This is a genomic window from Bradyrhizobium sp. BEA-2-5 (assembly GCF_032918025.1).
In the GTDB taxonomy this organism is placed as follows: domain Bacteria; phylum Pseudomonadota; class Alphaproteobacteria; order Rhizobiales; family Xanthobacteraceae; genus Bradyrhizobium; species Bradyrhizobium pachyrhizi.
In genome coordinates, this window is sequence record NZ_CP136629.1 from 2,597,768 (window position 1) to 2,617,841 (window position 20,074).

Here is a 20,074-nt window from a genome sequence, read left to right on the forward strand (position 1 = left end):
CTTGCGTCCGGCCCGGGCCGGCGGCAATGGTTGGGACATCACTTCTTGGCCCACCCACGAGAGATCGATGAGCAAACTGATTGTCCGCGCCGGCGAGTTCACCTTTGACGCCCGTTTCGAGGAGCAGCTCGCGCCCAAGACCGTCGCAGCGTTCCGCAAGGCACTGCCGTTCGAAAGCCACATCATCCATGTGCGCTGGAGCGGTGAGGGCGTATGGATGCCGCTCGGCGACCTCGATTTCGGCGTCGGCTACGAGAACCACACCAGCTATCCCGCGCCCGGCCAGATCATCCTTTACCCGGGCGGCATCAGCGAGACCGAGATCCTGCTCGCCTATGGCGGCGTGCATTTCGCGAGCAAGATGGGCCAGCTCGCCGGCAACCATTTCATCACGCTGACCTCGGGCCTGGAGAATCTCACCGCGTTCGGCAAGACTGTGTTGTGGAAGGGCGCGCAGAACATTCGCTTCGAGGAAATCTGATGTGACCGAGGCCCGCTACCCTCGCGATCTCCGCGGTTACGGCCGCAATCCGCCGCATCCGCAATGGCCCGACAATGCGCGGATCGTGGTGCAGTTCGTCGTCAATTTCGAGGAGGGCGGCGAGAACAACATCCTGCACGGCGACCCCGCCTCGGAGGCGTTTCTGTCGGACGTGCTCGGCGCGCAGCCCTGGCCGGGCCAGCGCCACGCCAACATCGAATCGATGTTCGAATATGGCTCGCGCGCCGGCTTCTGGCGGCTGTGGCGGATGTTCGCCGAGCGGAAGCTGCCGGCCACGGTATTCGGCGTCGCGATGGCTCTGAGGCGCAATCCGGACGTCGTTGTCGCGATGCAGGAGGCGGGCTGGGACATCGCAAGCCACAGCCTGCGCTGGGTCGAGCACAAGGACATGTCGGAGGACGAGGAGCGCGAGGAGATCGCTCGCGCCATTGCCGTGCATGCCGAGGCGACCGGCTCGCGGCCGCTCGGCTGGTACACCGGGCGCTCCTCGATCAACACCAACCGGCTGTTGATGGAGGAAGGCGGCTTCCTCTATCTCTGCGACTCCTATGCCGACGATCTGCCCTACTGGATCAAGGCAGCCGGCACCGAGCCGCATCTCGTGATTCCCTATACGCTGGATGCCAACGACATGCGCTTCATCAACGCGCAGGGCTTTGGCGGCGGCGAGGAGTTCTACACTTACCTGAAAGACAGTTTTGACGTGCTCTATGCCGAAGGCGCGACCTCGCCGAAGATGATGTCGATCGGCCTGCATTGCCGCGTCGTCGGGCGTCCCGGCCGCGCCGCCGCGCTGATGCGCTTTCTCGACTACATCCAGACGCACGAGCACGTCTGGGTGCCGACGCGGCTTCAGATCGCCGAGCATTGGCACGCCAATCTCAAGCATCTCGCCGCGGACGCGTTCGAGATCGGGTAGCGCGGTCGTTAGCGAGCCGCGGCCGCTTCGCCTCGCCTGCGGCAGGGCAATCGCATATGGCAAAAGAACTTCGTCGTCCCGGACAAGCGCAGCGAAGCGGAGCGCCGATCCGAGACCCATAACCACAGGGCGTGGTGATAAAAGCGAGCTGGGGCCACGGCCTTGTTCAACAACAAGGTTCTGTGGTTATGGGTCCCGGCCTACGCCGGGACGACACCAAGCTTTGCATATGCGATTGCCCTGCCGCCTGCGGGGAGAGACCGGAACGCATCGCCAGATGCGTTCCGGGTGAGGGAGAGCCCTCAATGCCCGGCCATGTGCCGGCCGATCTCGGTGAGGTCGGCCTCGCTGGCGCGGGCCTCATGCACGAACGCGCCGTGGAACATCACGACCAGCCGATCCGACAGCTCCAGCAACTCATCGAGGTCCTCGCTGACCAACAGCACCGCAGCGCCCCGGTTGCGGGCGGCCATGATCTCGGCGTGGATTTGCGCCACGGCCGCGAAGTCGAGTCCGAAGCAGGGATTGGCGGCGATCAGCACCTCGACGTCGCCGGAGAGCTCGCGCGCCAGCACTGCGCGCTGCACATTGCCGCCCGACAGTGCCGCGATCGGCGTCTCCGGCGTGCGGGTCTTGATCTTGTAGCGGTTGATCTTGCGCTCGGCGTCGTTGCGGAAGGCGGCACGGTTCAGCCACCAGCCGCCGCGCGCGAACGGGGCGCGATCGAACTCGCGAAATGCGATGTTGTCGGCGACGCTCATGCCGCCGACGCAGGCGTTCTTCAGCGGCTCTTCCGGCAGCAGCGACATCCTGTAGCGCCGCATCTCAGTGCGGCTCGCCGCATAGGTCTCGCCCTGGACGCGGATGGTGCCGCTCTCGGCCTCGCGCTGGCCGGCCAGGACCTCCACGAGTTGGCGCTGGCCGTTGCCGGAGACGCCGGCGATGCCGACGATCTCGCCGCTCTTCATGGTCAGCGACACCCCGTGCACGGCGATCGCGCCGGCATCGTCAAGCGCGGTGAGCCTGTCGAGTTCGAGCCGGGCCGCTCCGGTCTCGCCGGTGCGCGGCGGTTGCACCGTCAGCTGCTCGGCGCCGATCATGGTCCGGGCCATCTCGTCCGGCGTCAGCTCGGCGACCCGGCCGCTGCCGGCGAGCTTGCCGCGGCGCAGGATGGTCACCTCGTCGGCAAAGGCCATCACCTCGCGGAACTTGTGCGTGATCATCAGGATGGTGAGCTCGCCCGCGACCACCATGCCGCGCAGCATGCCAAGTACCTCGTCCGCCTCGCCCGGCGTCAGCACCGAAGTCGGCTCGTCCAGGATCAGGAAGCGGCGCTTCAGATAGAGCTGCTTGAGGATCTCGCATTTCTGCCGCTCGCCGGCGGAGATGTCGGAGACTTTTGCGTCGAGCGGCACCTTGAACGGCATCCGCGCCAGGAAGGCCTCGAGCTCCTTCTTCTCCTTGCGCCAGTCGACCACGGCAGGAACGTCGTCGCGCGCGAGCACCAGATTTTCGGCAACCGTCATCGCCGGCACCAAGGTAAAGTGCTGGTAGACCATGCCGAGCCCGAGCGCATGCGCGTCCCTCGGATTGGCAATCGCCTGCTGCCGGCCGCCGACAATGATGTCGCCTTCGGTCGCGTGATAATAGCCCATGATGCATTTCACGAGCGTGCTCTTGCCCGCGCCGTTCTCACCAAGCAAGGCGTGGAACGAGCCTGGACGCACCTTGAGCTCGACATTGTCGAGCGCTGCGAAATCGCCGAACCGCATCGTCATGGCGATGGCGTCGACGCCGAACGCGCCAGAAGGGGCGGGCGGCTCGCCGATGATCACGACAGCGCCCCGATCAGGTCGGCCGATCTGGTCACCGCGCCGAACACACCGCCCTGCATCTTGATCATCTTCAGCGCGTGATCGTGATTGCCCTTGTCGGTCGCGCCGCAGCAATCCTCGACCAGCACGCATTCGAAGCCGCGGTCATTGGCCTCGCGCATCGTGGTATGGACGCAGACATCGGTGGTGATGCCGGTCAGCACGATGTTCTCGATGCCGCGCAGCCGCAGCATCAGCTCGAGATCGGTGGCGCAGAACGAGCCTTTTCCGGGCTTGTCGATAACAGGCTCGCCCGGCAGCGGCGCGAGGTCGGGAATGATCTCCCAGCCCGGCTCGCCGCGCACCAGGATGCGGCCGCAGGGGCCGGGATCGCCGATGCCGGCGCCGATCTGGCGCGAGCGCCAGCGCTTGTTGGCGGGCAGGTCGGCAAGGTCGGGCCGGTGCCCCTCGCGTGTATGGATGATGTGAAAGCCCTGCGCGCGCATCACCGCGAGCAGCTTCCTGATCGGCTCGATCGGCGCCCGCGTCAGCGAGAGGTCGTAGCCCATCTTGTCGACATAGCCGCCGACGCCGCAGAAGTCGGTCTGCATATCGATGATGATGAGCGCGGTATTCTCTGGCCGCAGGTCGCCATTGTAGGGCCAGGCATAGGGCTCGGACTTGATGAAGCGCTCGGGCATGAAATGATCTCGCGAGATGCTATCGGGTGATGGACAATTCGGCGGGCGCGCCGGTCAGCGTGCGTCTCGGCGAGCAGGTGATGATCATGATCGCGAGCGTCAGGATGTAAGGCGCGGCGTTGAACAAATGATAGCCGGAGGTGATGCCGACCGATTGCAGCGCGGGCCCGAGCGCGGCGGCGCCGCCGAAGGCGAGCGAGGCCCACAGGCAGAGCATCGGGTCCCAGCGCGCGAAGATCACCAGCGCCACGGCGGTGATGCCCTGTCCCGAGGAGAGGCCTTCGTTCCAGCTGCCGGGATAGAACAGCGACAGGAACGAGCCGCCGATGCCGGCGAGGAAGCCGCCGACCATGGTGGCGCGCAGCCGGATCAAGAGCACCGAATGGCCCATCGCGCGCGCGGCATCCGCGCTCTCGCCGGCGGTGCGGATCAAGAGGCCCCAGCGCGTGGTCCTGAAGGCCCAATAGAGCAGCGGTGCGATCGCGACGCCGATCAGGAACAGCACGTTGATGCGCAGCGCCGCGCGCAGCTGCGGCACGTCGCTCCACCAGCCGAAATCGATCGCCGGCAGCCGGGCCGCGGTCGGCTCGATCAGCGGCTTGCCGAGGAAGAACGCGAGCCCGGTGCCGAGCAGCATCAGCGCGATGCCGACCGCGATGTCGTTGACCCGCGGCAGCGAGCAGATGCCGGCATGCAGCGCGCCGAACAGGGCACCGGTGATTCCGGCCGCGAGCACCCCTAACCACGGCGAGCCCGACAGGTAGGAGATGCCATAGGCGCTCATCGCGCCCATCACCAGCGTGCCCTCGAGGCCGAGATTGATGCGGCCGGACCGCTCGGTGATGCATTCGCCGAGGCTGACGAACAGGAACGGCGTCGAGACGCGGATGGCGCCGCCGAATACGGCGAGCGGAACGGTCCAGAGCCCGAGCGATGCGTCCGCCATGTCAGGACTTTCCCTTCAGGAAGCCGATGCGCCCGTAGAGCGCGTCGCTCGCCAGCACGAACACGAAGATGATGCCTTGCAGCACCAGCACCGAAGCGTCGGGCAGGCCGAGCCGCCGCTGCAACAGGCCGCCGGAGGCCGAGATGCCGCCGAGCAGGATCGCCACTGGAATGATCGCCAGCGGATTCTGCCGCGCCAGGAACGCGACGAGGATGCCGGTGAAGCCGTAGCCCGCCGCAAGATTGGCGTTGGTGCGTCCCTGCACCGCCGCGACCTCGATCATGCCGGCAAGCCCGGCGCAGCTGCCGGCGAGGAAGCAGACGGTCAGGATCAGCTTGCCGACACTGAGGCCCACGATCTTGGCCGCCCGGATGTTGCCGCCGGCAACGCGCGCGGCGAAGCCGAAGGTGGTGTGATAGATCAGGATGTAGGCGGCAACGGCCGCGACGAGGCCGAACGCCAGGCCCCAATGCACGTCGGTGCCGGGAATGGTGCCGATCATGTTGGCGGCGCCGATCTCGCGCGTCGACGGCTTGTTGAGGCTCGCCGGATCGCGCATCGGCCCCTCGACCAGATGGTTGAGGACGGCAAGCGCGATATAGACCAGCAGCAGGCTCGAGATCGTCTCGTTGACCCCGCGATATTGCCGCAGGCCGCCCGACAGCGTGATCCAGAGGCCGCCGCCGATCATGCCCGCGATCACCATGGCGATCTGCACCACGGTCGGCGCCGCGCCTTGCAGCGCCAGCGCCGCCGCGGTCGCCGACAGCGCGCCGATCAGCAGCGCGCCTTCGCCGCCGATGATCACCATGCCGAGCTGCGCCGGCAGCGCCGTGCACAGCGCGGTCAGGATCAGCGGCGCGGCGCGGGTCAGCGTGTTCTGCCAGGAGAAGGCGGTGCCGAACGCGCCGTAATACATGTAGAAATACAGATCGAGCGGGTTCTTGCCGTAGAGCGCGACAAAGCCGCCGAACACCGCGAGCGCGCCGACCAGCGCCGCGCCCGGGATCACGATGTATTCGATGCGCGCGCCGTGGCGCTGGAGGAATCCGGGATCGGCGGCCGGAGCGATGCCGGCCGCCTCCACCGATTCCGCCGTCTCGGTCGTCACGCGGTGGCTCCGATCACGCCCTCGACGAGATAGTCCATCTTCTCGAGTTCGGGATCCTGCTGGCCGCGATCGGTGCCGGACGCGATCACCGTCTTGCCCTTGTTGTCGACCAGCGGGCCCTTGAAGATCGTAAACTCGCCGGACATGAACTTGGCCTTGACGTCGTCGGCGTGCTTGCGTGCTTCCGCCGACACCATCTCGCCATAGGGCGACACCTTGACGATCTCTTCCTTGAGGCCGCCGCGATAGAAGTTCGGGATCGCTTCGCCCGCGGTGATCATCTTGACGAATTTCGGGTAGAGCGCCTCCCAATTCCACTCGGCGCCGGTGAGATAGGCCTTCGGCGCCAGCGGCGACTGGTTGACGTGATAGCCGCATACAAGCGCGCCGCGGCGCGCGGCGTTCTCGACCATGGTCTTCGGTCCGTCGACATGGCAGGTCAGCACGTCGACGCCCTGGTCGATCAGGCTGTTGGTCGCCTCGGCTTCCTTGACCGGCATCGACCAGTCGCCGGTGAAGATCACCTGCGTGGTCGCCTTCGGATTGGCGAGCCGGGCGCCGAGCGTGAACGCGTTGATGTTTCGCAGCACCTGCGGGATCGGCTTGGCGGCGACGAAGCCGAGCTTGCCGCTCTTGGTCGAATAGCCGGCGACGATGCCGGAGACGTATTGCGCCTCGTCGATATAGCCGAAATAGCTGCCGGCGTTCTTCGGGTCCTTGTCGGACCACAGGCCGCCGCAATGCTCGAAGCGCAGTTTTGGAAACTTGCCCGCCATCTTGAGGACGTGCGGGTTGTAGTAGCCGAACGAGGTCGGGAACATGAGCGTGGCGCCGTCGAGATTGATCATGGACTCGATGGTCTTCTCGACTGCATCGGTCTCCGGCACCTTCTCTTCCTCGACGACCTTGATGCCGGGAAGCTTCTTCACCGCCGCCGCGCCCTGGGCGTGGGCCTGGTTGTAGCCGTAGTCGTCGCGCGACCCGACATAGATGAAGCCGATCGTGGTTTCCGCTGCCGCCGCGCCACGAATGCCGAGCGTGCTGCCGAGCGCCAGTGCGGCGCTCCCCTGCAATAAATGCCTTCTTGAAATCCTGCCAAAATCCATCGCTCGCTCCCTCCGGCGGGTCCGGCCCGCCTGTCCCTGTCGCAACCGCCTGACGGCGGAGCTTGGGGGAAGTGTCGCAAGCTTCATGCCAGAGCATGTTTGGCGATCAGTCCTCCGTAAATGATTGAATGTACGTGAGAATGGTGATTGGTCCCAGAAAGCTCGGAAGCTGATTGAGATCGGCTTGCCTATTTTATGAGCGATCGATCGCTGTTGTATGCAATGCCGTTAAGCAGTCGCTAACCGCCGGACAGCCGGTGCGAGCCCGGGCGGGGCCTGGGCACGACGCGCCAATTGCCGGCTGGTGAATCGGATCGGGCCTGCTACGAGTGAAGCGAGCTCCGGCGGCCGCGTTGGACTGATGGGAAACAGCATGAGCGAGATAAAACCGTCATCGAAATCGTCTTCCCTTGGCGAAGAGATCGTGGCGCGGATCGATCAGCTCGCGTCGATCTCCGAGACGCCGGAGCATCTGGCGCGAATCTTCCTCACCGACGAGCATCGCAAGGCGGCCGATCTCATCCTGTCCTGGATGCGCGAGGCCGGCATGAGCGCGCATCTTGATGCCATCGGCAATGTCTGCGGCCGCTATGAGGGCGAGCGGCCGGGGCTGCCTGCGCTGATGCTCGGTTCGCATTACGACACCGTGCGCGACGCCGGCAGATGGGACGGCCCGCTCGGCGTCATCACCGCGATCGCCTGCGTCGCCGATCTGAACCGGCGCGGCAGGCGATTGCCGTTTGCGATCGAGATCGTGGGCTTTGCTGACGAGGAGGGTGTGCGCTTTGCCTCGACCCTGCTCGGCAGCCGCGCGGTCGCCGGCACCTTCGACGAGAGTGTGCTCAACACGCGCGACCGCGCCGGCACGTCGATGCGCGATGCGCTGATCCAGTTCGGGCTCGATCCCGATCATATCGGCAAGGCGGCGCGCGCCCGCCGCGAGCTGCTCGGCTATGTCGAGCTGCACATCGAGCAGGGCCCCGTGCTGGAAGAGAAGGCGCTGCCGGTCGGCGTCGTCACCGCGATTTCGGGCGCGACCCGGCTGGCCGCCAGCCTCACCGGCGTCGCCGGCCATGCCGGCACGGTGCCGATGAAGCTGCGGCGCGATGCGCTGGCGGGCGCTGCCGAATGCATCGTTGCGATCGAACAGTTTTGCAGGTCCGACGAACAAGGCCTCGTCGGCACCGTCGGCTATGTCAACGCGATGCCGGGCGCCACCAATGTGATCCCGGGCAAGGTGTCCTTCACCATGGATATCCGCTCGCAGAACGACATGCATCGCAAGCGCGCCGTCGCCGACATCGTGCGGCAGATCGAGGCGATCGCAAAACGCCGCGACCTCGCCTTGCAGATCGACGTCACTCACGAGAACCGCAGCGTGCCCTGCGCGCCATGGCTGAAGTCCCAGATCGCCGAGGCGGTCGCGGCCGAGGGCTATGCCGTGTTCGAGCTGCCGAGCGGCGCAGGGCACGACGGCATGGCGATGATCGACATTGCCGATGTCGGCATGATCTTCGTTCGCTGCCGCGGCGGCATCAGCCATCACCCGGATGAGCATGTCGAGCTCGCCGATGCCGATGCCGGCGCGCGGGTGCTGCTGCGGTTCGTCGAGAATTTTCGTCCGCACGGTTTAGTGAATAGCTAAAATTGCGCGCTTCGCAGGCCTTGGCCGAGGAGCGCTTGCTGTCCACGTTGCGTCAGCACGCCGCAGGCACCGGTCCAGGGGCCGCTGCGCCCCCTCGTGCCTAATCCGGACAGATCAGACCACCGTTTCCGGCTCAGCTGGCCTATTTGCGGGTCGGGCGCGAAGCGCTAGACTTGACGCAACGGGGGGTAGTGAACATGAGGTCGTCCGTCCAGGACGTTCAGTTCCCAAAGCAACCGGCGCTGCAGCTGATCTATGACACGGCGCCGATCGGGCTTGCCTATCTCTCTCCCGATTGCCGTTACCTTCAGATCAACCAGCGTCTCACCGAGATCTGCGGCATTTCGGTCGAAGGTCACCTCGGGCGTACGGTGCACGATTGCGTGCCCGCACTGGCTTCGGCCGTCGAAGGTATCGTTCAATCGATCATGGAGACCGGAGAGCCCGTCACCGACGTGGAGGTTTACGGCCAGCGCCCCGGCCACAATGACGAGCGATGCTGGATCACGCATTGGCATCCGCAGCGCGAACCGAACGGGAGCATCGTCGGCGTCAACGTTGCGGCCGAAGAGATCACCGATCGCAAGCGCAGCGAACGCGAGATCCGCGCCGCGCGCGACGCCGCCGAGAAGGCCTTGCACCATCTGCAGGAGACCCAGGCGTCGCTGATCGAGGCGGAAAAGCTCGCGGCGCTCGGCCGGCTGGTGGCCGGCGTCGCGCACGAGATCAACAGTCCGGTCGGCACCAGTCTCACCGTCGCCTCGGTGCTGGAGCAGAAATGCGCCGACTTCGCTGCCGAGGCCGCGCGCGGCAAGCTGAAGCGATCCAGCCTGAGCGATTTCATCGAGGTCGTCGAAAGCGCCTCGTCGCTGCTGGTCGGCAACCTCAAGCGCGCGGCGGACCTGGTGCAATCGTTTAAGCAGGTGGCCGTCGATCGCAGCTACTTCGACCGGAGCCAGTTCGATCTCGGCGCGGTGACCGAGCAGGTTCTCTCGAGCCTGCGTCCGGCCTTGCCGAAGAACAACCTCGCGCTTGAGGTCGATTGCCCGCCCGGTCTTACCATGAACAGCTATCCCGGCCCGTACGGGCAGGTGCTGACCAACCTGTTTCTCAATTCGGTGGCGCACGCCTTCCCGGACGGCAAGGGCGGCATGATCACGATCCGGCTGCGCGCCTCAGGCGCGGATCAGGTCGAGATCCTGTTCGCCGACAACGGTTGCGGGATGGACGACGACGTGCTGCGGCAGGCCTTCGATCCATTCTTCACCACGCGCCGCGATATCGGCCGCATCGGGCTCGGTCTCCATATCGTTCATAACATCGTCACGAACCGGCTGGGCGGAGAGCTCAATCTCGACAGTGCGCCGGGCATGGGGACACGCATGCGGATCACGCTGCCACGCGTGGCGCCGCGGCGCGTGACCGATAGTTGATGCCCACAGGGGGCGTTGAGAAGGAAATGCTCCCCCGCTTTCGAGCCGGAAAACGTCCTTCCAAGTCACCGCCGCAAAAGGCATTCCACTACCCTTGCTTCCGCCCCCGTCGTCGCGACATTCTCAGGGTATTCCTGATGGTTACGACGATGAGCCAATCCGCATTCGATCCCTTCGGCGAGCCGGTCCCCGCGGTCGATCCTTCGATCGCGAGCGAGGGCGTGTCGAAATGGCTGAAGACCGCGGGCACCAGCGTGTTCTGGGTGCTGGTGGTCGGCATCGTGCTGGCACGGGCCGTCTATTTCGAGCCCGGCGTGTTCAGCTTCGAGCATGCCGTTGCCTGGGCGCAGGGTCTGTTCGCCGCGCTCTAGCCGCAGGTCCGCGCGGGGCCGTCCTGGCCCTTTGTGCTTCCCGAATGATCCCCTCGAACGCCACCGCCGCCGGCACGTCCAGCCGGCCGGGCGATTTCAGCTGCCAGAGCGTGCGCTCGATATGGATGCCCTTGATCGGGATCACCTTCAGCTTTCCCAGCTTCACCTGATCGTCGATCGTTGCGACCGACACGATGGCGACGCCGACGCCGGCCGCCACCGCCTGCTTGATCGCCTCGGTGCTGCCGATCTCGAGCGTGCGCTGCGGCTCGACGTGGTGGGCAGCCAGCGCCTGCGCGACCACCTCGCGCGTGCCTGAGCCGGGCTCCCGCACGATCAGGATCTCGTCGTTCAGCGACCGGATGTCGATCGGCCCCTGGACCGCCGCGAAGCGATGATCCGGACCTGCGATCAGCGCCATCACGTCGGTACGCCAGGCTTCGCTGATCAAATTCTCGTCCTCGACCGGCCCCTCGACCAGCGCGATCTCGATCTCGTGCCCCAGCATCAGCGTGGCGATATCGCTGGTGTTGGCGCTCACGACGTGCAGATCGATGCCGGGAAAGGCGCGGTGGAACACACCGAGATATTCCGGGATCATGTAGGTCGCGATCGTGGTGCTGGCGCCGATCCGCAGCGAGCCGCTGTCGAGATTGCGCAGCGCCTGCAATTCGTCCTCGGCGGCGCGTTCGGCCGCGAACAGGGTCTCGGCGTGCCGCGCCAGCGCCGCGCCCTCCCGGGTCGGCCGCACCCCCTTCGGCGTGCGGTCGAGCAGCCGGCAGCCGACCTGCAGCTCGAAATCCCGCACGCCCTTGGAGATGGCGGGCTGGCTGATGTGCAGGAGGTCGGCGGCACGGGAGAAACTTCCGGTCCTCGCCACGGCCGCGAACAGGCGGAGCAGATGCAGGTTGAGGGACATAACTTCTCTCTATCGGGGCAGTCCGAAAATATATTAGCCAAGAGGTGTGCCTTGGCGCATAAAATCTTCTCCGAAAAGAGGATTTTGTGCCGGAACAAGAACAAGACCAGGGGCAGAAGCAGGGGGCGCTGCGGCGCATATTCCAGCTCATTCCGGGGATTCTGCTCTGCGGGGCGGTCACCGTCATCTCGCTCGGCATCCAGGCCGCCGAGGAGCGCGTTTTCGACCATCCCTATATCGAGGCCCTCGTCGTCGCGATCCTGCTCGGCATGGCGGTGCGCACCGCCTGGGAGCCGTCGGCGCGCTGGCGATCGGGCATTGCCTTCAGCGCCAAGCAGCTGCTTGAGGTCGCGGTGATGCTGCTCGGCGCCTCCATCAGCTTTGCCGCGATCGTGGCGTCGGGCGGGCTCCTGATCGGCGCCATCGCGGTGACCGTCGTGATCATGCTGGCGGTGAGCTATGGCCTCAGCCGGATGCTCGGGCTCAAGACCAAACTCGCGATCCTGATCGCCTGCGGCAATTCGATCTGCGGCAACTCGGCGATCGCGGCGGTGGCGCCGGTGATCGAGGCCGATGGCGACGAGATCGCATCCTCGATCTCCTTCACCGCCATCCTTGGCGTGATGATGGTGCTTGGCTTGCCGCTCCTGATCCCGCTGCTGCAATTGTCGGCCACGCAATACGGCATCCTCGCGGGCCTCACCGTCTATGCTGTACCGCAGGTTCTGGCCGCCACGGTGCCGGCCGGACTCGTCGCGACCCAGATCGGCACGCTGGTCAAGCTGATGCGCGTCCTGATGCTCGGGCCCGATCGTGATCGGCCTCTCGCTGCTGGTGGCGCGGCGGCGCAAGGCCGGCGCCGCCAGCGAGGGCACTTCAAAGGCCGCCTCGATCAGCCCGTTCAAGCTGGTGCCCTGGTTCATCATCGGCTTCCTGGTGCTGGCCGCGCTGCGCTCGTTCCAGCTCGTGCCTGACATCGCGATCGCGCCGGTGACCAAGACGGCGGCGATCCTCACCGTCGTCTCGATGGCAGCCCTCGGGCTCGGCGTCGATGTGCGGGTGCTCTCGACGGTCGGCGGCCGGGTGACGGCGGCCGTCACGCTGTCGCTGTTGTTGCTGCTGGCCTTGAGCATCGGTCTAGTGCATTTCTTCAAGTAGAGCATGATCCGGAAAAGTGTGCAGCGGTTTTCCGAAGAGATCATGCTCACATCAAAGGGCCGGCTACTCGGCGGCCTTCGCGGTCTTGCCGAACATCCGTGTCGGCGCAGCAAAGCCGCAGGACGTGCCGTCGGTGATCTTGACCTGATCTTCCCACGGCAGGCGGAAGCGGCCGGACACCATGTCCTGCATGAACGTGTACGGGCAATCCATCGCACCGCCCTTCACCGCGACATAGCCGCGGTGCCAGAGCTGATAGATGTTGTTCTCGACGCCCCAGTTGATCCGTGCCTCGCGCACGAGGTCGGGCCGCACCTCGGCGGTGATGATCTCGTCGGCCCGTCCCGTGGTCCCGTGCGCGATGATGCTGCCGTCGAAATTGACGATCATGCCTTCGCCCATCGAGTCGAACGACCCGTCCGAGCCGCACATGCAGACATTGGCCGTCACCATCAGGTTCTGGAACGCGTTGGCCTGGTTGGTGAAGCGCCAGCTGTCGCGGATCGGCGCGGTGTAGCCCGCGGTGCGGATCATGATCTCCGCGCCCTTGTAGGCGCACTCCCGGGCCATTTCCGGGAACATGCCGTCGTGGCAGATGATCAGCGCGAGCTTCGCGCCCTTCGGTCCGTCGATCACGGGAATGCCGACATCGCCCGGCTCCCACGGCTCGACCGGAATCCAGGGATGGAATTTGCGGTAGTACAGCTTGATATCGCCGTGATCGTCGATGATCAGGCCGGAATTGTAGGGGTTGCCGTGCGGGTTGAACTCCATGATGGAGAAGCAGCCCCAGATCTTGTTGTCGATGCAGGCCTGCTTGAAAGCCGCGACTTCGGGCCCGTCGAGCCGGCACATGATCTCCGGATTGATGTCCATCGAGAGGCCGTGCAACGAGTATTCCGGGAATACGACAAGATCCATGGTGGCGAGATTGCGCCGTGCCTTGCCGACCATCCAGACGATGCGCTCGGTCTGTCGTGCCAGATCGGCCTTGGTCGCAACCACGGCCAGCTGTAGCTGCACCAGCCCGATCACCACACCGTTGGGTGATTTGTTGAGACCGCCAAGTCCATTCATGCTGTCCTCCCGCTTGTTTGAGACGCTTGGGTGCTTCGTTCGATCCTGCCTTAGGCTAGCAACGATCATGCCAGCACCATTGTTGCGCCATGGCATGCGGTTTGCTTAACCAGGCGCGGGTCTTCTCGCATTCAAGGCGTGGGTCATGGCGAATTCAAGCGGTACGATCGCGGCGGAGCCCGAGCCGATTACGCTCGACTGGCCCGCCACCGCGCTTCTCATCATCGACATGCAACGCGACTTCATGGAGCCCGGTGGCTTCGGTGAAACGCTCGGCAACGACGTCAGCCAGCTTGCACGCGCGGTGAAGCCGATCGGCGCGGTGCTGACGGCGGCGCGCGAGAGCGGCATGCTGGTGGTCCACACGCGCGAGGGGCATCTGCCCGATCTCTCCGACGCCCCGCCGGCGAAGGTCGAGCGCGGCGCGCCGAGCCTTCGCATCGGTGATCCCGGGCCGATGGGACGCATCCTCGTTCGCGGTGAGGCCGGCCACGACATCATTCCCGAGCTCTATCCGCTCGACAGCGAAATCGTGATCGACAAGCCGGGCAAGGGCGCCTTCTACGCCACCGAGCTCGGCGATGTCCTGGAGAAGCACGGCGTCGAGAATCTCCTGGTGTGCGGCGTCACGACAGAAGTGTGCGTCAACACCACCGTGCGCGAGGCCAATGACCGCGGCTATCGCTGCGTCGTCATCTCCGACGGCTGCGCATCCTACTTCCCCGAGTTTCACGAGATGGGCCTGAAGATGATCAAGGCCCAGGGCGGCATCTTCGGCTGGGTCGCTGATTCAGCCGCGGTGCTGGAGGCGCTCGGGGACTAGCCACCTTTGACCGCACCCGCCGTCAGCCCGGCGACGATCTGCCGCTGCGCCATCACGGTGAGCAGCAGCACCGGCGCGGTCACGATCAATGCGGCGGCGGCGAGCGGGCCCCAGCTCAGCTGATCGAACGAGATCATGTTGTAGACCGCGACCGGCAGCGTGCGGGTCTCGCGCCCCGCCAGCACGATGCCGAACACGAAGTTGTTCCAGGAGAAGATCACCGCGAGGATGAAGGCGACCGCGAGCCCGGGCCTCGCGATCGGCAGCGCGACATGGCGGAACACCTGCCAGCGCGTCGCGCCGTCGATCAGCGCGGCTTCCTCCAACTCCAGCGGCGTGGTCTCGAAATAGCCGATCATGATCCAGATCACGATCGGTACCGTGACCACCAGATGAATGATGATCTGCGGCACCAGCGTGCCGAGCAGGCCGAGCCATTGGAACAGCAGGAACAGCGGGATCAGATACGACAGGCCGGGCGTGATGCGCGCGATCAGGATCACGATCGCCGATTTATGCGCGGCCATCCGCGCGATGCCGTAGCCGGCGGGTACGCCGACCAGCATCGCAAGTCCCGTGGCGCAGCCGGTCACGATCAGGCTGTTGCTGAAATAGGTCAGGAAGCGGTTGGAGGCGAATACGTCGGCATAGTTCTTCCAGGCAATATGCTCCGGGAAGAACACCGGCGGATAGGAGGCGTTGTCGATCTCGAACTTGAGCGACAGGGAGGCCATCCAGAGGAAGAACAGGATCGCCGGCGAGACGATGACGAACACCGACAGCCACAGTCCGATCCGACCGAGGATGTAGCGCGGGTTCATGCCTCGCTCCCGAGCTGTGAGGTCCACAGCAGGCGCTTGCGCAAGTAGAGCAGCAGCGCCGCCAGCGCCACGATCAGGAGGAAGAACACCACCGCGATCGCCGAGCCATAGCCGAGGTCGTAATAGACGAAGGCGACGCTGTAGAGATAGACGTTGATGGTCTCCGAGGCCGAGCCCGGTCCTCCTTGCGTGATCGCGAAGATGATGTCGAAGCTTTTCACCGCGTCGATCATCCGGATCATGCCGGCGATGAACAGGAACGGCATGATCAGGGGCAGCGTGATGAAGCGGAACACCTGCCAGAAATTGGCGCCGTCGATCTGCGCACTCTCGTAAGGCTCGTTCGGGATCGCGGCGAGGCCGCCGAGCACGATCAGCATCACCAGCGGCGTCCATTGCCAGGTCTCGACCAGCACCAGCGAGGGGATCACCGTCGCGGGGTTGAACACCCAGAGCTGCGCCGGCAGCCCGACCAGCGACAGCAGATAGTTGAGCACGCCGAGCTGCGGGTGGAACATCATGGTCCACACCAGCGCGATCGCCACGGGAGTGGCCATCATCGGCATGATGAAGATGCCGCGCAGGAAGCCGCGCGCCGCGAATTTCTGGTGGAACACCACCGCCGCCAGCGTGCCGAAGACCAGTGGCAGCAGCACCGACAGCGCGGTGTAGGATAGCGTGTGCCCGACCGCCTCGACGAAGCGCGGATCGGTCGGCAGCCGCAGATAGTTGGCGAGCCCGACGAAGACGGTCGGCGAACCGACCTTCCATTCCTGCAGGCTCATCCAGATCGTGAACACCCACGGAAAGATGATCACCGCCAGCACCACGACGAGCGCCGGGATCACGAACGGCCAGTAGGACGGCGGACGCCATTCACGTGCCGGCGCGGCGTTATCGGCCGCCGCCGGCGAAGCTTGTGTCACCACACTCACGCTTTTTCGCTACGCTCCAGGATGGGGCGGAATTGCTCGTGCGCTTTTTTCAGCTCGGTGGCGGGGTCGGCGCCCGACAGCGTCGCGGTCAGCGCGGCGCCGACGATGTCGCGGAATTCGGCGACCGGGATGATGACGGGCAGGCCGAGCTTCGAAATCTTGGCGGAGTCAACCACCGACTGCAGCCATTCCTTGGTCTTCACGCCCTTGGCGACTTCGGCATCGTCGACGATGGAGTTGCGGAACGGCACGCCGCCGCCGGCCTGCAGCAGGCGCGCGCCCTGTCCGCGCGAGACCACCCATTGGCAGAGCAGATAGGCGGCTTCCTTGTTCTTGCTCGCCGCGGCGATACCGACGCCGTCGCCATAGGTCGAGGAGAACTTGCCCTTGGGACCGGCGGGCACCAGCGTGTAGCCAACCTTGCCGACGACGCGCGAGGCGGCGGGATCTTCCAGCGGCGGCGCCCAGCCGTCGGCGTCGATCCACATCGCGGACCTGCCCTGCGTGAAGGACGCCATCGACTCCATCCAGTTGAAGCCGGCGACGCCGGGAGGCGCGCATTTCGTCAGCAGCCGCTGATAGAGCTTGGTGGCCTCGATCGCCTCGGGGCCGTCGGTCAGGATGTTGCCCTTGGCATCGAGGAATTCGCCGCCATAGTTCAGATAGAAGTTGGTCCACATCGCCATGTTGGCGTTGCGCAGGCCGCGGCCGACGAAGCCGTAGATGCCTTCCTTCGGATCGGTCAGCTTTTCGGCCGCGATTGCCATCTCCTCGAGCGTCTTCGGGACCTCGACGCCCTTCTTCTGGAACAGCTCCTTGTTGTAGTAGAGGATGAAATAGTCGACCGACCACGGCAGCGACAGCATCTGGCCCTTGTCGTTGCGGGCATATTGCAGCCCGGCCGCCGAGAAATCGCTCTCGACGAGATCCGGCGGCGTCATGCTCGGATCCTTGAGATAGGGCGACATGTCGGCGAGCCAGCCGGCCTTCTCGAACTGCCGCTTCTGCACGTGATAGCTCAGGTGCACAACGTCGAAGCTCGGCTTGCCCGAGGACAGCTCGATCACGCATTTCTGGCGCTGCTGCTGCTCGGGGATCTGCTCCGACTCGACCTTGATGCCGGTCAGCTCGGTAAATTCCTTGATGTATTTTTGCAGATTGTCGCCGCGCGGCCCCTTGGCGAGGATCACCTCGAGCGTGGTGCCGGAATATTTCTTCCAGTTGACGTCGGCGCGGGCCGGAAATCCGGTCAGTCCAACCGCGCCGGCCGCGGCGGTGCCGGCCAGCATCTGCCGGCGCGAGATCAGGTGATGCGACATGTTTCTCTCCCCTGGGACGGTTCTTGTTTGGGAGAGATACTAGCGCCTCAACTTTCTGTGCCTAGTCCCACATGCGCGGCGACGTTGCATAACGCTGCGCCGCGCATGGTATGGCAGCTATGCCTTGACGAAAGCGAGCAGGGTGCCGTTGCCGGAAGCCGGCGGCACGGTGATGCTGTTGCCGCTCTTCACGCCGGCTGAGCCCAGCGCCTTTTCGGTCGCGGCAAGATCGGCCGCGATCACGAGGCCGGCGCCGCCGCGATCGGGCAGGCCGTCGAGCGATACGCCGGGATAGCGCTTGCCGAGCTGGTCCCTGGTCAGGAACACGAAGTCGGCGCGGTCGCCGCCGGACGGCACGGCAACAGCACCGTCGGGATCGTGCCTGACGGCGATATCGATCATCCTGGAGAGATGCGCGGCATCGGTTGCGGGATCGGGCGAGACGATCAGCACCTGCTTGAGGCGTTTTGCCGCATTGGCGTGCTGCATCAGTTCGGGAATCCACACGGTCTCGCGCGTCTTGTGCTGGCACGCGAAGATGCGCACGCCGCCGGGCGCTTCCGCAGTCGGCCACATGAAGGTGCGGAATTTCGCCGCCGAGACCGTGCCGTCAGGCAGCGTCACCGGCCGCTCGAAATCGGTCGGGCCGATCGGCGCCAGGCCCCGTGCGCGGATCTCCTCGGCACCTAGCGCAGAATCCACCGCGGTGAACGCGATGCGTTCGATGCCTTCGCCGCGCTTGTCGAGGAACGCGCGCGCCGGCGCGTTCTGCTCGGTCGCGGCGAGCACGCCCAGCAGCTCCATGTAGTCGGGATCGAACATGATGGTGTAGTTGCCGGTGCCCATATGCGCGCTGTGGGTGCCGCGCGGCGACACCGTGAAGCCGAGCTGCCGGTAGTTCTCGGCGGCCTTGTCGAGGTCCTTCACCATGACCACGGCGTGGTCGATACCGATGACGTTCTTGAGGGCCACTTGTTGTCTTCCCGGCTGGAATAGGAGAGTAGAATTAGCTAACCAGAATGACCGGGCGCCCGCAAGAAAGGATCATGATGAACAGCAATGCCGTGCGCTGGCCCAATTCGCTCTGGGCGGCAGTGACGCCCTCCGGCCCTGATTGTCCCGAGCTGACCGGCGCGCAGCAGGCTGATGTCGTGATCATCGGCGGCGGCTTCACGGGTCTATCGACCGCGCTGCATCTGCGCGAGGTCAGTGTCGACGTCGCGATCGTCGAGGCCGCCGAACCGGGCTGGGGCGCCTCCGGGCGCAACAATGGCCAGGTGATCCCGACGCTGTCACGCCCCGATCCGGATGACATCATCGCGAGGCACGGTGCGGCCGGCGAGCGCTTCGTCGCGATGCTGCGCGACAGTGCCGCTGATCTGTTCGACGTCGTCAGGCGCTACAACATCGCGGCCGAGCAGGAGCAGGCCGGCTGGGTGCAGCCGGTGCATTCGCCGGGCCGCATCAGGATCGCGGAGCGGCGGGTGCAGCAATGGTCGAAATTCGGCGCGCCGGTCGAGTTGCTGTCGCGCGATCAGACCAAGGACATGCTCGGCTCGGATGCGTGGTACGGCGGCTTCTGGAACAGGACCGGCGGTCACGTCAATCCGCTGGCGCTGGCGCGGGGCCTTGCGCGGACCGTGGTCGGCCTCGGTGCGCGGATCTATGCGCGTTCGCCTGCACTCAGTTTCGAGCGCCGCGGCGATCGCTGGGTGGTGAAGACCGAGAAGGGTGAAATCTCCGGCCGCTCGCTGGTGGTCGCCACCAATGCCTATAGCGGGGAGTTCGCGAAATCACTGGTGCCCGAAATCGCGACCGAGGTGATGCCGGTGCTGTCCTGGCAGATGGCGACGCAGCCTCTGTCGGACAATGTCCGCAGGACCATCATCCCCGGCCGGCAGGCGATGTCGGATACCCATGGCGAGCTGTATTTCGCGCGCTACGACGCCCGCAACCGCCTCGTCACCGGCGGTGCTGTGCTCGGTCCGGGCGACAGGACCGGGCGGCTGAAGGCACGGGTGACCGAGCGGTTGCAGCGCCTGTGGCCGCAAATCGGCGAGGTCTCCTTCGACTATGTCTGGAACGGCTATGTCGGGATGACCGCGGATTTCCTGCCGCGCATGCATCGGCTGGGTCCCAACGCCTATGGCTGGACCGGCTGCAACGGCCGTGCCGTCGCGCTGACGATCCCGCTCGGCCGCGAATTGGCACGCGCAGTCCGGGGCGTGCCGGAAAGCGAACTGGCGCTGCCATTCTCCGAGCCGGTGCAGTACATGGCGCATGGCTTGCTGCGCAAGCTCGCTCCCTGGATGCTGGTGCTCTACCGGCGCCGCGATGCACAGGAGCTGGTCAAGGGCGATCGTTTCGAGTTGCTGCGATGGGCGGAGTATTTCCTCGCTTCGCGCCGTTCGCGGTGAACGCGGAGCAACGTCGCGCCGCGCACGCGAGATAAAGGGCATGGAGGGGCGAGCCGC

General features: G+C 65.4%; 18 protein-coding genes and 1 pseudogene. 8 read left to right on the forward strand and 11 right to left on the reverse strand.

Annotated elements, in window-relative coordinates; all coding sequences use genetic code 11:
- Positions 1-67 precede the first annotated feature (67 nt).
- Together RX327_RS12180 and puuE are read left to right on the forward strand one after the other, a co-directional pair.
- Positions 68-481: a DUF3830 family protein gene (locus tag RX327_RS12180; protein ID WP_317250371.1), complete on the forward strand. Its 414-nt coding sequence runs from the start codon at positions 68-70 to the stop codon at positions 479-481.
- A gap of 1 nt (position 482) precedes the next feature.
- Positions 483-1,421, forward strand: coding sequence for an allantoinase PuuE (puuE, locus tag RX327_RS12185; protein ID WP_317250372.1), 939 nt, complete (start codon positions 483-485; stop codon positions 1,419-1,421).
- Positions 1,422-1,723: 302 nt separating this feature from the next.
- Here puuE and RX327_RS12190 read toward each other — a convergent pair whose 3' ends face one another.
- The 5 genes from RX327_RS12190 to RX327_RS12210 are packed head-to-tail and all read right to left on the reverse strand — an operon-like array spanning position 1,724 to position 7,099.
- Positions 1,724-3,256: an ABC transporter ATP-binding protein gene (locus tag RX327_RS12190; protein WP_050387794.1), complete on the reverse strand. Its 1,533-nt coding sequence runs from the start codon at positions 3,254-3,256 to the stop codon at positions 1,724-1,726.
- Positions 3,253-3,936 carry a cysteine hydrolase family protein gene (locus tag RX327_RS12195; RefSeq protein ID WP_050387793.1) on the reverse strand — a complete coding sequence of 228 codons (684 nt, stop codon included), beginning with the start codon at positions 3,934-3,936 and terminating at the stop codon, positions 3,253-3,255. Before RX327_RS12195 ends, RX327_RS12190 begins: the two co-directional genes overlap by 4 nt.
- A gap of 19 nt (positions 3,937-3,955) precedes the next feature.
- Positions 3,956-4,882, reverse strand: a complete 927-nt coding sequence (locus RX327_RS12200) for an ABC transporter permease (RefSeq protein WP_028334438.1) — start codon at positions 4,880-4,882, stop codon at positions 3,956-3,958.
- A gap of 1 nt (position 4,883) precedes the next feature.
- Positions 4,884-5,993 (reverse strand): ABC transporter permease, encoded by a 1,110-nt coding sequence (locus tag RX327_RS12205; RefSeq protein ID WP_050387791.1) that lies wholly within the window; start codon positions 5,991-5,993, stop codon positions 4,884-4,886.
- A complete protein-coding gene (locus RX327_RS12210; protein WP_050387790.1) occupies positions 5,990-7,099 on the reverse strand; it encodes a BMP family ABC transporter substrate-binding protein in 1,110 nt (369 codons plus the stop codon). Before RX327_RS12210 ends, RX327_RS12205 begins: the two co-directional genes overlap by 4 nt.
- Positions 7,100-7,472: 373 nt before the next feature.
- Between RX327_RS12210 and RX327_RS12215 the strand changes: the two genes are divergently transcribed.
- The 3 genes from RX327_RS12215 (at position 7,473) to RX327_RS12225 (ending at position 10,548) form a co-directional block, all read left to right on the forward strand.
- On the forward strand, positions 7,473-8,744 hold the full coding sequence (locus RX327_RS12215; protein WP_317250373.1) for an allantoate amidohydrolase: 1,272 nt from the start codon (positions 7,473-7,475) through the stop codon (positions 8,742-8,744).
- Between the two features lie 197 nt (positions 8,745-8,941).
- Positions 8,942-10,177, forward strand: a complete 1,236-nt coding sequence (locus tag RX327_RS12220; RefSeq protein ID WP_317250374.1) for an ATP-binding protein — start codon at positions 8,942-8,944, stop codon at positions 10,175-10,177.
- A 149-nt stretch (positions 10,178-10,326) separates the two neighbouring features.
- The gene (locus RX327_RS12225; protein ID WP_038377517.1) at positions 10,327-10,548 is read left to right on the forward strand and encodes a hypothetical protein; all 222 of its coding nucleotides are present in this window, start codon (positions 10,327-10,329) and stop codon (positions 10,546-10,548) included.
- On the opposite strand, the gene RX327_RS12230 is transcribed toward RX327_RS12225, so the two are convergent.
- Positions 10,496-11,467 carry a LysR family transcriptional regulator gene (locus RX327_RS12230; protein ID WP_050387787.1) on the reverse strand — a complete coding sequence of 324 codons (972 nt, stop codon included), beginning with the start codon at positions 11,465-11,467 and terminating at the stop codon, positions 10,496-10,498. The genes RX327_RS12225 and RX327_RS12230 overlap by 53 nt on opposite strands.
- 86 nt (positions 11,468-11,553) lie before the next feature.
- Here RX327_RS12230 and RX327_RS12235 point away from each other — a divergent pair.
- Positions 11,554-12,625, forward strand: a pseudogene (locus RX327_RS12235) (YeiH family protein).
- A gap of 63 nt (positions 12,626-12,688) precedes the next feature.
- Here RX327_RS12235 and RX327_RS12240 read toward each other — a convergent pair.
- Positions 12,689-13,702, reverse strand: coding sequence for a formamidase (locus RX327_RS12240; protein WP_050387785.1), 1,014 nt, complete (start codon positions 13,700-13,702; stop codon positions 12,689-12,691).
- 145 nt (positions 13,703-13,847) lie between these two features.
- Between RX327_RS12240 and RX327_RS12245 the strand changes: the two genes are divergently transcribed.
- Positions 13,848-14,525 carry an isochorismatase family cysteine hydrolase gene (locus RX327_RS12245; protein ID WP_317250375.1) on the forward strand — a complete coding sequence of 226 codons (678 nt, stop codon included), beginning with the start codon at positions 13,848-13,850 and terminating at the stop codon, positions 14,523-14,525.
- On the opposite strand, the gene RX327_RS12250 is transcribed toward RX327_RS12245, so the two are convergent.
- From RX327_RS12250 to RX327_RS12265, 4 genes are all read right to left on the reverse strand, one after another.
- Positions 14,522-15,346, reverse strand: coding sequence for a carbohydrate ABC transporter permease (locus tag RX327_RS12250; RefSeq protein ID WP_028334429.1), 825 nt, complete (start codon positions 15,344-15,346; stop codon positions 14,522-14,524). The two genes, RX327_RS12245 and RX327_RS12250, sit on opposite strands and share 4 nt — an antisense overlap.
- Complete coding sequence (locus RX327_RS12255) at positions 15,343-16,281, reverse strand: carbohydrate ABC transporter permease (RefSeq protein ID WP_050387784.1); 939 nt, start codon at positions 16,279-16,281, stop codon at positions 15,343-15,345. Before RX327_RS12255 ends, RX327_RS12250 begins: the two co-directional genes overlap by 4 nt.
- A complete protein-coding gene (locus tag RX327_RS12260) occupies positions 16,278-17,600 on the reverse strand; it encodes an ABC transporter substrate-binding protein (RefSeq protein WP_028334427.1) in 1,323 nt (440 codons plus the stop codon). The genes RX327_RS12255 and RX327_RS12260 overlap by 4 nt, the downstream gene beginning before the upstream one ends.
- 117 nt (positions 17,601-17,717) lie before the next feature.
- Positions 17,718-18,572 (reverse strand): VOC family protein, encoded by an 855-nt coding sequence (locus RX327_RS12265; protein ID WP_317250376.1) that lies wholly within the window; start codon positions 18,570-18,572, stop codon positions 17,718-17,720.
- 77 nt (positions 18,573-18,649) lie between these two features.
- Here RX327_RS12265 and RX327_RS12270 point away from each other — a divergent pair, with 77 nt between their 5' ends.
- Positions 18,650-20,017, forward strand: coding sequence for an NAD(P)/FAD-dependent oxidoreductase (locus RX327_RS12270; protein ID WP_050387951.1), 1,368 nt, complete (start codon positions 18,650-18,652; stop codon positions 20,015-20,017).
- Positions 20,018-20,074 lie beyond the last annotated feature (57 nt).